A 13,641-nucleotide genomic window follows, 5' to 3' on the forward strand; every position below is an offset into this window, starting at 1 on the left:
TCCTTATAACCCATCATTAAGTTTATTAGAAAGCACACGAGAAAGTCCGCTACGAATAATATCCAGCAACGAAACTACCCGTTGATAATCCATCCGAGTTGGTCCAATGATTGCAATGGAACCCTCCTGCTCTTTGCCTACTGAATAAGTAGCTGTAATGACGCTTAAATCCTCCATTGCTAAATGATTATTTTCAGACCCTATTCGAATATGGATTCCAGTATCACCAGGGTGGAATAATGAAATTACTTGGCTTTCCTTATCCATTAGTTCCATCAGTGCGCGAACTTTATTTAAATCGTGAAACTCGGGTTGGTTTAACATATTTGTTTTTCCGCCGAAGTAAATTTTCCCTTCATTTTGAACGGTTACAACATTTTTTAATGACTGGATTATGGAATCCGCCGTATTAATATGCTGTCTTAACACTTCAAAAGTTTCTAATTCCAATCTTTTTTGCAGCTCTATTAAAGGAGCTCCTACTAAACGCTCATTTAATATATTAACCGTTTTTTCAATATCTGACGGAGCAAACCCTTTCGGTAGCGTAATCGTACGGTTTTCTACATGACCGTTATCCGTTACGATAATTGCAACCGCAGTTTGTTCAGTTAATGGAACAATTTGAAATCTTTTTACACGATGCTTACCTACATTTGGTCCGAGTAATATCGTAGTATAAGATGTTAAATCTGATAAAATGTTAGCAGATTCACGAATCACTTGCTCCATTTCAACAATTTGATTTTGAAATAAAGATTGAATTAATCCAATCTCTTGAATAGACATCGTTTTTGGCTGCAATAAATGGTCAACGTAAAAACGATAACCTTTTTCTGATGGGACACGACCAGAAGAAGTATGTGTTTTTTCTAAAAAACCTAATTCCTCTAAATCAGCCATCTCATTTCTTATCGTTGCAGGGCTATATGTGATCCATTCTTTTTTTGAAATTTGGCGTGATCCAACTGGTTGAGCTGAAAAAACAAAATCATCAACGATAACTTGCAAAATTTGCAATTGTCGATTTGTTAACATTGTCATCACCTCTGTTAGCACTCTCTTGTTCAGAGTGCTAATGCTATAATTAAATTATCAAATCTCTCATATTATGTCAACGGAATCGCACATTCTACATTAAAAAATGTTGAAAGACTTCATTTCCTACAAAGCGCCCTTTTCGAGTTAGTCTCACTCCTGCTTCATCTTCAACTAATAATCCATCATTTACAAGTTGGCGAATGATATCTCCATAAATGCTTTTCATAGGGATTAGATATTTATTTTCAAATTCTTTAAAAGATACCCCTTCGTTTTTTCGCAACCCTAAAAACATTTGCTCCTCAATTTTTTCTTCTTGAGAAACCTGGTGGGAATGTATGACAGGTCTTTTTCCTTCTGTAATCGCCTCTAAATATCTTTTTATTGGACCATGATTTGAATAGCGAATCCCGTTCAAGTAGCCATGTGCTCCTGCTCCAAAGCCCGCATATTCATCATTATCCCAATAGATTTTATTATGTGTTGAAATATGTCCATCTAACGCAAAATTACTAATTTCATATTGACGAATTCCCTTTTCATCCATTTTTTTCATCAATAAGTCATACATATCTGCTTCAGAATCCTCTGTCGGTAGGTTTAACCTCCCTTTTACGTATTGTATATAAAAAATGGTCTTTGGTTCGACGATTAATGAGTACGCCGAATAGTGCGGTAAATTTAATTGCAACGCTTTTTCTAAAGTATCTTCCCATTGAGCAAATGTTTGACCTGGTAAACCATACATCAAATCAATACTTATATTATGAAAACCAACCTGTTTTGCTTTATTAATCGTTTCATAAACGTGCTCATTGGAGTGTGTTCTACCCAACTTTTTTAATAAACTTTGATCAAAAGATTGAACTCCCATACTTAAGCGATTCACACCGCCATTTATTAAAGCTTGTAATTTATCTTCTGATAATTCATCCGGATTTGCCTCTGAGCTAAATTCAATCAGCTGTTTTGTCGGTAAAAATGTATTTATAAGCTGCAAAAGCCTTGTGATTTGATTTGCAGATAGTGCTGTTGGAGTTCCACCTCCAAGGTAGATTGTTTCTATTTCGTTAAATTGTTCTGGCATTTGTTGAACTGCCAAAGCAATTTCTTTTCCAATTGCTTCAATATACTCGTCAACTGGCTGATTTTTAAAAAATACTTTATTAAAATCACAGTAATTACAAATTTGATGACAGAAAGGAATATGTATGTAGACACCTCGCGCCATGTGTAATCCCTTCTTTCTTTTTAATCATTTATGCCTGTCGCTTCACTTTCGTACAGAAGTTCTATCGCATCTGTCACTTTTCTTTCGTTTCAACTTTATTTTAGATCAGCATGGTACTAATAAGTTATCCGTTGTCGCACGGATTTGACGAACTGCTAAACGAATATTATATCATTTTCCCTCTATTGTACCCTTTCAGTTTAAAAATTCAATTTTACCGCACAAAGCTAAAGGCCTTTCTAAGACGATGATAATATTGTTAAGTGTGAGAAATCTCAATAGGACTTTGTCTAAACATTCACTTAACCATAGAATAAAAGGGATGTCCAGAAAATCAATCTTTCTGGGCACCCCTTTATATTAAAATATTTAATAGAGCCGGATAGTTTGCTTTAAAATACTTTGCGCAATAAGTTAAATCACTGCTTTTACTTGATTTTTATGTATATCTAATAATAATTCTGTTGCTGAATAAGAGACTACATTTTTCGAAAATGCAATGGCCTCAGCTTTTGATTTAAATGAAAATGCACTAATTTCACGTTCAAGTTCATATTGTCCATTGTTTAAACGAATAGAATAAACTCTTACTACTGGATTATATGGCCGTGTTTGTTCAAAATTATCACTTGCAAATAAAACACCAATTGCTTCATTTTCCTCATCAACAACTGTATTAAGTACAAATAACTCGTCTTGTTTAAACCATTCTGGAATATTGACTTCAATGTTTTTTCTCATCGTTTCGTATCTCCTTGGCTGTAATTTTATGAAGTATTAAAAAACCAAGATTAAACATTCCTTAGTAAAATAGTTGATTTTGTTAGATATATTTTACTACAATACTTTCTCCTTTAGAAGGGCAATATTTAAACGATTTTTACTACACTTTTTCCTTATTTTATAAATGTGTTGCAATAAAAAACAACCTATCTCAATGTTTTCCCATTCCACCTAATTCAAAAGTAATGAGCCACCATTTTATAGTATTATTTTTCAACTTCTACTAACTCTTAATGATAGCCCTTTATTATTTGGCAACTGATTTTGTCATATAATTAAATAGTTTAATTAGGACTTATTATTGCAAAGAATAAATATAGCAGCTTTTAGTGGCTAAAAATTTCGGATTAATTCCAACGAGGTGTTTAGGATGGATGGGACAGTAATATTTATTGTAATTATAACTTTAATACTTCTAAGTCTTTTTGTTCTTATGATTTATGTACTCCTTCGAACTGGAGAAGATTCAAATTAATAATTTGACGTTTGACTATTTACCAAAAGACCGCTCCTCCCGCTGGATAAGGCGGTCTTATTGTTTATTTCTTTGCAGGTCAATAATGCCAGCATCAATAGTCACCCCTTGATATGAACTTCAAGCATAAATGTCTTAACTACTGCACTCCCACTAAACCAAATATGATAATATTTTACCATTATTTAATGTACTTGATTATCCTACTGTTTTGCTATTCCCAGGTGAATCACCCACTAAAAAAAAGTTTGATTGAATATGATGTCTATATATTTGGGTTATGGGGGATGTTCAATGAAAAATCAAAATTTTAACCAAGAAACTCAAAATACTAATTCTGAAAGTCAAGCTGCACAACTTGCACTAATCGCAGCATTAATAACTACTCTTGGTGATGGCCTTGCAACAGTTGCTGCCGCCCTTGCAATACAGGAAGCACAGCAAAGTAACCAAAACATTAATAACAATAATAATAGCAATCTTCAATCACAGATTGATCATCTCTCTAGAGAAATAAAACAAATAAAGAAGCGACTTGAAAGCATGGGAATTTAAATGTATAAAATGGTATAAAAATAAAACCGTACATAAAAAATTTGGACATAGCAAATCAACTGTAACTGAAGATTGCTATGTCCATTTATCTAATAGGATGGTAATAGAAAACTGCCGATATTATTAATTCCTTAATTAATAAAGCAGCGGGATATATCCGCTGCCTTAGAAATATTTAAATGAGTGAAAACTCGATAAAACCTTGGTATATTACTTTTTATTATTGTCATCCATCTTCAACACAGCCATAAATGCTTCCTGAGGAACTTCAACGGAACCTACTTGCTTCATACGTTTTTTACCTTCTTTTTGTTTATCAAGAAGTTTACGTTTACGTGAAATATCTCCTCCGTAACATTTTGCAAGCACGTTTTTACGCATCGCTTTTATTGTTGAGCGTGCAATAATTTTTTGCCCAATAGCTGCTTGAACAGGTACTTCAAATTGTTGACGTGGAATGAGTTCTTTTAGCTTCTCAACAATAACTTTACCTCTTTCATATGCAAAGTCACGGTGTACGATGAAACTTAAAGCATCGACTTGTTCACTATTTAGCAGGATATCCATTTTTACTAATTTTGATGGTTTATAGCCAATTAATTCATAATCAAAAGAAGCATAGCCTTTTGTATTTGATTTTAAATAATCAAAGAAATCATATACGATTTCTGAAAGTGGAATTTCATATTGAATGCTTACACGCGTTGTATCAATATAGTCCATTCCAATAAAAGTTCCACGCTTCATTTGACACAATTCCATTACCGCACCAACATAATCATTTGGCACCATAATTGTTGCCTTTACATAAGGCTCTTCTATATGATCAATTTTTTGTGGATCCGGCATCATTGAAGGGTTGTCCACTCTTAAAGACGTGCCATCAGTTAATTTTACATCGTAAATAACGGATGGAGCAGTTGTAATTAAATCAATATTAAATTCCCGTTCAAGACGTTCTTGAACGATTTCCATATGAAGCAATCCTAAGAAGCCACAGCGGAAACCAAAGCCAAGTGCTTGAGACGTTTCAGGTTCAAATTGCAGAGCCGAATCATTTAATTCCAATTTTTCAAGGGCTTCGCGCAAGTCATTGTATTTTGCAGTATCAATCGGATAAAGACCACAGTAAACCATTGGATTTAATTTACGATAACCTGGCAATGGTTCGCTTGCAGGATTCGTTACCGAAGTAATAGTATCCCCTACTCGTGTATCGCCTACAGACTTAATAGAGGCAGTTAAATATCCAACATCCCCTACAGTTAATTCCGCCACCGGAGTAATTTTTGGAGTATGTACACCAACCTCTACTACTTCAAATTCAGCACCAGTTGCCATCATCCGAATTTTGTCTCCTGGTTTTACGGTACCGTTGACAATTCGAATAGAAGTAACTACCCCTTTATAAGCATCATATAGCGAATCAAAAATAAGAGCTTGTAATGGTGCATCAGGATCTCCCATTGGTGCAGGAATCTTTTCGACAATTTGCTCTAACAGCTCATCGATGCCAATCCCTGCTTTTGCAGATGCAAGTACTGCTTCAGATGCATCAAGGCCGATTACATCTTCAACTTCACCACGTACACGTTCAGGATCTGCTGCTGGTAAATCAATTTTATTAATTACAGGTAAAATTTCAAGATCATTATCTAGAGCTAAATATACGTTTGCTAAAGTTTGTGCTTCAATTCCTTGTGCCGCATCGACGACCAGTACCGCTCCTTCACATGCAGCTAAACTTCTTGATACTTCATATGTGAAGTCGACGTGTCCTGGTGTATCAATTAGGTGGAAAGTATATGTTTGTCCATCCTTAGCCTGATATTTTAACTGTACGGCATTCAACTTAATTGTAATACCACGTTCGCGTTCTAAATCCATTGAATCCAATAGCTGCGCTTTCATTTCTCGAGCTGTTAATGCTTTTGTTTTCTCTAAAATTCTGTCAGCTAAAGTAGATTTCCCATGGTCGATATGTGCAATGATTGAAAAATTCCGTATGTTTTCTTGTCGTTTTAAACGTTCTTCTCGATTCATGTCGTGTCCACTCCTAATCAAATACGCCTCCGCGTATTCTACTAAAAATTGTAGAATTAATGCCTTTTAGGTGATAACAGTCAAAGGCATACGCTGGAGGCTTTAACCTTCATCAGTATAAAGTCAGCACTGCTGAATATTTCAATTACTGTTACTTATAACTCATGTTGTTAAAACCCTACTTAGAAAAGCGTAAGCCCGCCCCAAAAAAATGCGTCTGCTCGTGAACGTACACCGTTAGTCCAGCCGACATCTCATTTCGTGTGTATCTCAGCAATTTTTTCGCCTTGCCCACGAAATGAGCCTTCAACTAGAGAGGCCGAGCTTACTATAACAGTTTTCTAAATATTTTATACTTCTTATTCAAGTAAAAAAGGCTAAACTAATTTGAATTATAGCAGTCAGACATTAACTTTAGCAATGTTGGAGTGAAAAAACACAAAAGTTCAAGAATCAGAAGTTTTGTTAGCTGGTGATAGAGCTTGACTATCGGCGTTAGCAACTTGATCATTAACGAATGTTTTAGATATTGCTTGTGCTAAAACAGCAATCGTACGATACACTTCATCCTCTGTATTATCAATCCCGCCAATTTCGATTAGCAATAGGTTTTTAGATAAATCTTGATTATAAACCCCATCTACTCCTGCGCCTTTCTTTTCAATTATTCCTCTCGATATATTTGGAATAATCTTATTTATAGACTGATTTAACGCATTGGCGTAGGAAAGATTAGACTTATAATTTGGATTTTCAGCACCTATGACAAACGCAATTTTTGCATACTTGACATCCTTATGCTTAATTGTACTTTTATCAGCACGTGTTGCATCACGATGTATATCTAAAATAAGGTCATAGCTATTTTCTTTTAATTCCTTACTTATATATGGTCTGACTGTATCGTATGCTGCTGACATCGTAACTCCTTTTTTCTGCATAACTGACATAACATCAACATCAAGTGTTTTTGCATTTAAACCATTTAGTCGAAAATAGTCTTCCATCACTTTAGACATTGTGAATAAATTAGCCTGATCATCATAGACCGCGATGGTGCCACTTTCACTTTCAGCGTAAGGCTTATAGGTTTCATGAGAATGCGTGAAAACAAACAATACATCAAATGGATCCATTGTTGGTGAAATATCTGTCGCTTTCGGCTCTGTTTCTGTAATTTCTGTTGATGCATAGACCATTTGCTTTTCTTCAGGTTTAGGGGGCTCATATTTTTCGTTGTTTGGAAAAGGCAATAGTCCGGTAATAATTGGCAACATGAAAAAGAAAAATAGAAAAACTGATAGAACTTGTATTTTTTTTAACATGACATCCTCTCCTTCCACTACCTTATGGAGAGAAGAGAAATTTTAGAACTAGTGAACTTTATGATTCATCCATTTAAACAAGCATTTACTTATGAGAATTGAATATTTTGTTATCCAAACATCTACTTCTTTTGGTGTAACAATCAATCTCTCAGGATGTGTTGCAAACACTTCCTCAAATAATTTGAGTCGATCATCAGTTGACCAAGTTGACCATTCACCAAAGATAGGTTTTATTAAATTTAAATCTACTCTTGAATTTGATTCCGGCGTCCATGAAGTAACAGAAAGTTTTCCTGACGGCTTGCCCTTTTCTTCTATCTTCGCAGCAATAGAACGGAATACATTATCGATTGCATCCGCAATAATTACTGTTGCATCAACAACAGTCGGAACACCAATTGCTGTAACAGGAACACCTAATACTTCTTTTGAAACTTCAGTTCGCTGGTTACCAACCCCGGAGCCAGGATGTATCCCTGTATTAGTAATTTGTATCGTTTTACAAAGTCTAGAGCTTCCCCTTGTAGCTAAAGCATCGATGACTAAGACGAGCGATGGTTTAATTCTTTCAGTTAAGGCATGAACAAAGTCGCTCGTTTCGAACCCTGTTTGACCCGTAACACCTGGAGCATACATAATAAAATGATCGCTTGGATTTTCAGATTGCTCATTTTGCATTGAATCGATGGCAAAAGGCCCAATCGCATCTGGTGTAATCGTTTTATTTCCCAATCCTATTACAAGAACTTTACTATCTTTATTGATTTTTATATCTTTATGGATATCATCAAGATACTTAGTAAAGGATTTTTCTAGTTGCTCAAAACCGTTGTGGTCATCAATTGTTAATGTTGGAACAGAGAGTGTAATATATGTCCCTTCTTTTTTTCCAATTTGTTCCTGCCCTCTTTTATCAACAATAACCTTTGTGACTTTTACCCTGTTCTCCTTAAACTCATCAATCGAGACGCCGCTCGTATCATGTAGCGCTTCTTTTTGCTGCCTGGTCTGATGCTCTACTACTTCCTTCGATTCGTCGATTAAATCGGTTCTACTCCAATTCACTTCTATCATAATTATCACCTCACTATTATGTTTGACAATCTGTCAAGTAAATATTCTTTGCATTTATGTATTGCAATTATACTCATCGTTTGGTAGAATGATTTTTGTTGTATTAACAAATGAAATAGTGAGAAGATAACTCATCTCGTACCTTATTTAGGAGGTGAAAGATATGCCAAACATTAAATCTGCAATTAAACGTGTAAAAGTAGCTGAAAAAGCAAACGTTGCTAACTCTCAAGCAAAATCTGCAATGCGTACTACTATTAAAAAAGCTGAACAAGCTTTAACTGCTGGTGCAGACAACGCACAGGAATTAGTTGTAGCAGCTAACAAAGCTCTTGATAAAGCAGCTTCTAAAGGTCTTATCCATAAAAACGCAGCTGCTCGTAAAAAATCACGTCTAGCTAAAAAAGCTAACTAATGAAACTGTAAAGATCAATTACCTTTATTGGTAATTGGTCTTTTTTCATTAGCTAAGAATTATTTATTACGGGAAGCTACTCAGTATAATTTTAAATAGTATGAGTTTGAGTGAGCCGGCTGAGGGGCCAACACGATGTTGGCCGGAAGCGATGTCGGATGATCGACATTCTCGCTCACAAGCGCTACGAGTTAGGCCCCCAACAGTTTTTGCTTCTGGGCAGCTTATAGTGGTAGGCTGCGCCTTCTTATCTTATTTAATCGTCTGAAACGTTTAAAAGAGGTAATGTTTTTAATTCAAACATAAGAAAAACGCCAAAATGCTGATTATTAGTCAACATTCTAGCGTTTGTACTTTGGGTTCTTTTTATTCTATGCTTTTTGAATAAGTAGCGTTCTTTTTATAATGCCTTCAATAAAAACATTTCTAAATAACGTTCTCTGTTTCCGCTGACGGATTTTAGCTGCAAATCAATTTCTGATAAATTTTTTAATGCTTTTAACAATCTTTCCTCACTTGGACGGTTTCGATTTTCAAGCATCAACTTCACTCGATATGGATGTATTTTCAACTGTTTTGAAATTTGATTTGGATGGTAGCCCTTTTTTTGTAAATAATAAACATTATTCATCGTCCGAATATTAGATGCGAGTAAGCCCACAAGCATGATTGGCTCTTCTTTTTGTCTAAGCAAATCATGATATATTTGAAGTGCTTCAGCATGATTATGGGACAAATAAGCATTCAACATTTTAAAAGCATCATGCTCCAATGTTTTTGCCACAAGTTCTTCTACTAAGGAAGAGCTTATTTGCGTGTCGTTTCCTAAATATAGAGATATTTTTTCGATTTCCATCTGCAATTGCATCATATTAGCTCCAACCATTTCAACAAGCTTGTCAATTGCATCATCTGAAATATTTTTGCCATATGTACTTACCTCATTGCGTATCCAAATAGCTAAATCATTTTCCTTTGGAGTTTCCGCTTGAAGCATTATACTACTTTCTTTCATGAGCTTTGTAATTTTTTTTCGCTCATCTAATTTTTCATACGGCGCAATAAAAATTGTTACAGAAAAGCTTGGAGGTTGAACCAACCAATTCTCTAATCTTTTTATATTATGATCAATCTTTTCTTTCCCTTTTTCTGCTGCCTTTAAAAAAGAAGCATTTTTTGCAATAATTAGTTTACGCTCAGAGAAAAATGGAAAGGTATCAGCCTCATCAATGACTAAATCAACCGGGGATTCATCTAAATCAAAGCTCATTGTTTCCACTTCTTCTGTTGAGCTCAATGATATTTTTAAACGTTTTATCGTTTCATCAACAAAATACGACTCTTCCCCGAAAATGCAATAGACAGGAGCGATTTGCCCATTTTTAATATCGTTCCAAACCTTTGTAAACATTTCGTCAGCTCCCTTACAACATTTCGTATATAAGTATACACGTTTTAATGCAACTGTGTATAAATAGTGACAATAAATCAAAGATTAGATAATAGAATTTGGTTGATTCTATATAGATTTTTGCTATATATTGACTTATAATTATTCTGAGTAGGAGGGATAGGTATGTCATCACATAATGAAAACGTTGTAACACATAACCCATTCGAAGGCAAAAATGGCGCTTCAATGCGAAACCAAGCTATTGACGCTGGTGTAGGATTTGGTGTTTCATTCGTATTCTTCGCACTTATTTTCATTATCGCAACAATTATTGATGCAGTTGCATAATTTGTAATTGCATGAAAAAGGGGGAAGTCTCAAAGTTGTTGGGACTGTCCCCTTTTTTTAGCACATATTTAGTTGGAGGTAGTAACCTCTAACTTATCGCCTTTCACTTTTACTTCTATCGTTCCTACCTTACCAGTTGTAAATGTCCGCAACCCTAATGATTGAAATCTTGAAACGACTTCCTCATGCGGATGTCCATAACGATTGTTTTCTCCTGCACTAAAAATCGTTAAAACTGGTTTCATCTGATTTACAAATTGTTCACTGCTTGATGTTTTACTGCCGTGATGGCCTGCTTTTAATAGGTCGATATTTGTTAAGGATGGATATTTTCTCAAGATTTCTTCTTCCCCTTCATGTTCCACATCCCCCATAAAAAGCGCCTTAAACTCACCCATTGCAACATAAAGAACTAGGGAGTCATTATTCCCTTCATATTGTGTATCTACTGGCCACAAATACTGAAATGAAATACCTGCTTCAGCCCATGCGTTATTAGCAATTTGCTCTTGAATCGAAATATTTTTCTTTAAGGCGTCATGTACTAAATCGTTCATCACTTCTTTATAATAAGAGTTTGGAGATAGGTGTATCTCTTCAACATTTATTTCTTGTAAAATTTCTTCAGCACCCTCCACGTGGTCTGCATCTGCATGAGTTAAGATGAGTTTATCTATTTTTTGAATCCCTTTTCCTTTTAAAAATGGTACGACAATATCTCTCCCAATTTCATAAGGACTGTCACTTTGCTTCCACTTCTCCTGCTCAAAGCGTAAAAGGCCTCCAGTATCAATCATATAAACTGCTTTTCTGTATGGCAATTCAATGACAATGCAGTCTCCTTGTCCTACGTTTATAAATGAAATAATTAATTCTTCATGAACTTTTGTACTAAAATGTAAAATACACATCGGGATAAGTAATACCGATAATATTTTAACTAATTTTGCACGTATATCTAAATAGTAAAATGTTGCAAATACACTACCATATGCAATTAGCATACTGACAATAGAAGGTTTTCCCGGATTCCACATTTGATAGGGGATATCCTGGAGCAAATTAATACATTTTGTTAGCAAGGTACGAATTGGTTCATAACAGCTAAACATGAATTCTGGCAATGCACCTGGAAAAAAAGATACAACAAGTAAAATAATATTAATTGGCAATATAACGAAGGAAAAAAGTGGAACAAAAAATATGTTAACGACTAAAGAAGATATACTAAGTTCAAAAAAATGCAACAGCAATAGAGGATAAACAAGCAATTGACAAACAAAGGTGATAAAAAAGGATTGAACAATCCATGAAGAATAGTATCGAATAAGTCGACTTGAATAAATTAAAGCTGCTGTAGCGAGATACGACAACTGAAACCCAATTTGATAAACCGACCACGGTTCTATAATAATAAATAAAATAAAGCTTATTGCAAGTGCGTCATCAACTGGCAATCGCCATTTTATTCTGCTCAGAATGGTTAACTCAACCACTGATACCGCACGCCATACAGACGGTGCCCCACCTACTAATATCGCATATATCGGCAGCACTACGATTAGTACTAGCATCGCAAACTCACGCCTAATTTTTAAACGCAATAGTCCCTGGAAAAATAGTAAAGATACTATAGCTATGTGCAACCCCGAAATTGCGAAAAGGTGTGTAATGCCAAGTTTTTGGTACGCTCTAGTCGTATCATCATCCACATTTTCTCCTAAACCAATGAGCAATGCTTGAGCTTCACCAACTAGAGATTCGGGAAATGTTTCTTCAATATGCTTTTTTAATTTGAAACGCTGCAATCCTATTCTTTGAGGGATAGATTCCTTCGTTTGAATATAAGACCAATTAGAAACTTCCAATATTCCAATGGAGCCCTTACTTTTTAAATATTGTTCCATACTAAACGCATAAGAATGTGCAGGCTTTGACGGTTCTTTAATAGTACCATGGACAATATATTGCTTGCCAATTAGTGGACTTTCTTCAAAGACAATCTTCTCTGTTTCAGAGGCTAATTGATAGGCTACATAAACTTTTTTGCCACTTTCATCTACCATAAATCCCCGCAGCATATCCCCATTAATTTTATACTCGCCTGTCCATGTTAAAGTTGCAGGAAGGTTTAATGTATAATCCACTTTATTGATTTGGAAGGAAAAATAATAATATGAAATGAAACATAGAAGCATTATACCTACTAGGTGTCTAAATGTAATTTTTTTATAAATACAAAACAATAAAAGTAAAGCAAGCAATAATAAAAGCCTTGCCGATTCTGTTGCTGCAAGTGAAGCAACGAGAACCGACAAGGCATAAAAAATACATTTATGCTTGAACAAGATCAAATAATTCATTCACCTTCTTTTCAAAAGGCTTCAATTCTTCTTCTGAAGCACCGAGATTTCGAAGTTTATGCAGCATATCAAAAGCTAACTGCAGCTTTTCATCTTTCAAAAAGTCAATTTTCGCTTCGTCAAATGGAATGTGTACAACTTCAACATTTGCCTTTTTAAACAATTCCAACGCATACGGGTTGTTTTTATAATCTGTAGCATAATAAACGTTTTTAATGCCTGCCTGAATAATTGTTTTCGAGCAAGGCAAACAAGGAAAATGTGTAACATATAAATCTGCACCGTTTGCTGATGTACCATATTTTGCGCATTGTAGTAATGCATTCGTTTCAGCATGAATCGTCCGTATACAATGGTTATCAACAACGTAGCAGCCTTTTTCAATACAATGTTCATCTCCTGAAATTGAACCATTGTAGCCCCCTGCAATAATTCTTTTATCTCGAACAATCGTTGCGCCTACAGCAAGTCTTGTACATGTACTTCTAAGTGCCAATAAATGGCTTTGCGCCATAAAAAATTGGTCCCAAGTGATTCGCTCCATATGATTCCCTCCAAACTAGATTACTATTAGTTTAGATGTAAATACTAG

The 13,641-nt window shown here is 35.0% G+C and carries 12 protein-coding genes; 3 read left to right on the forward strand and 9 right to left on the reverse strand.

What is annotated here, in order from left to right; all coding sequences use genetic code 11:
• Positions 1 to 3: 3 nt before the first annotated feature.
• From hrcA to EKG35_RS02760, 3 genes are all read right to left on the reverse strand, one after another.
• Positions 4 to 1,038, reverse strand: a complete 1,035-nt coding sequence (gene hrcA / locus EKG35_RS02750) for a heat-inducible transcriptional repressor HrcA (protein WP_126292836.1) — start codon at positions 1,036 to 1,038, stop codon at positions 4 to 6.
• A gap of 94 nt (positions 1,039 to 1,132) precedes the next feature.
• Positions 1,133 to 2,272 (reverse strand): radical SAM family heme chaperone HemW, encoded by a 1,140-nt coding sequence (gene hemW, locus EKG35_RS02755; RefSeq protein WP_126292787.1) that lies wholly within the window; start codon positions 2,270 to 2,272, stop codon positions 1,133 to 1,135.
• Positions 2,273 to 2,686: 414 nt separating this feature from the next.
• The gene (locus EKG35_RS02760) at positions 2,687 to 3,013 is read right to left on the reverse strand and encodes a hypothetical protein (protein WP_126292788.1); all 327 of its coding nucleotides are present in this window, start codon (positions 3,011 to 3,013) and stop codon (positions 2,687 to 2,689) included.
• Between the two features lie 811 nt (positions 3,014 to 3,824).
• On the opposite strand from EKG35_RS02760, the gene EKG35_RS02765 reads away from it, so the two are divergent.
• A complete protein-coding gene (locus EKG35_RS02765) occupies positions 3,825 to 4,085 on the forward strand; it encodes a hypothetical protein (RefSeq protein WP_126292789.1) in 261 nt (86 codons plus the stop codon).
• A 210-nt stretch (positions 4,086 to 4,295) separates the two neighbouring features.
• On the opposite strand, the gene lepA is transcribed toward EKG35_RS02765, so the two are convergent.
• From lepA to gpr, 3 genes are all read right to left on the reverse strand, one after another.
• The gene (gene lepA, locus EKG35_RS02770; protein WP_126292790.1) at positions 4,296 to 6,128 is read right to left on the reverse strand and encodes a translation elongation factor 4; all 1,833 of its coding nucleotides are present in this window, start codon (positions 6,126 to 6,128) and stop codon (positions 4,296 to 4,298) included.
• A gap of 446 nt (positions 6,129 to 6,574) precedes the next feature.
• A complete protein-coding gene (spoIIP, locus tag EKG35_RS02775) occupies positions 6,575 to 7,453 on the reverse strand; it encodes a stage II sporulation protein P (protein ID WP_126292791.1) in 879 nt (292 codons plus the stop codon).
• 48 nt (positions 7,454 to 7,501) lie between these two features.
• Complete coding sequence (gene gpr / locus EKG35_RS02780; RefSeq protein ID WP_126292792.1) at positions 7,502 to 8,530, reverse strand: GPR endopeptidase; 1,029 nt, start codon at positions 8,528 to 8,530, stop codon at positions 7,502 to 7,504.
• Positions 8,531 to 8,693: 163 nt separating this feature from the next.
• Between gpr and rpsT the strand changes: the two genes are divergently transcribed.
• On the forward strand, positions 8,694 to 8,945 hold the full coding sequence (gene rpsT / locus EKG35_RS02785) for a 30S ribosomal protein S20 (protein WP_126292793.1): 252 nt from the start codon (positions 8,694 to 8,696) through the stop codon (positions 8,943 to 8,945).
• A 400-nt stretch (positions 8,946 to 9,345) separates the two neighbouring features.
• Here the strand turns inward: rpsT and holA are convergent, their stop codons facing one another.
• Positions 9,346 to 10,356, reverse strand: a complete 1,011-nt coding sequence (gene holA / locus EKG35_RS02790) for a DNA polymerase III subunit delta (RefSeq protein ID WP_126292794.1) — start codon at positions 10,354 to 10,356, stop codon at positions 9,346 to 9,348.
• Positions 10,357 to 10,521: 165 nt separating this feature from the next.
• On the opposite strand from holA, the gene EKG35_RS02795 reads away from it, so the two are divergent.
• The gene (locus tag EKG35_RS02795) at positions 10,522 to 10,686 is read left to right on the forward strand and encodes a YqzM family protein (RefSeq protein ID WP_126292795.1); all 165 of its coding nucleotides are present in this window, start codon (positions 10,522 to 10,524) and stop codon (positions 10,684 to 10,686) included.
• Positions 10,687 to 10,754: 68 nt separating this feature from the next.
• Here EKG35_RS02795 and EKG35_RS02800 read toward each other — a convergent pair whose 3' ends face one another.
• Positions 10,755 to 13,049 carry a DNA internalization-related competence protein ComEC/Rec2 gene (locus tag EKG35_RS02800; RefSeq protein ID WP_126292796.1) on the reverse strand — a complete coding sequence of 765 codons (2,295 nt, stop codon included), beginning with the start codon at positions 13,047 to 13,049 and terminating at the stop codon, positions 10,755 to 10,757.
• Complete coding sequence (locus EKG35_RS02805) at positions 13,021 to 13,593, reverse strand: ComE operon protein 2 (RefSeq protein ID WP_126292797.1); 573 nt, start codon at positions 13,591 to 13,593, stop codon at positions 13,021 to 13,023. The genes EKG35_RS02800 and EKG35_RS02805 overlap by 29 nt, the downstream gene beginning before the upstream one ends.
• Between the last annotated feature and the right edge of the window lie 48 nt (positions 13,594 to 13,641).

Source organism: Lysinibacillus telephonicus (assembly GCF_003966145.1).
GTDB lineage: Bacteria > Bacillota > Bacilli > Bacillales_A > Planococcaceae > Ureibacillus > Ureibacillus telephonicus.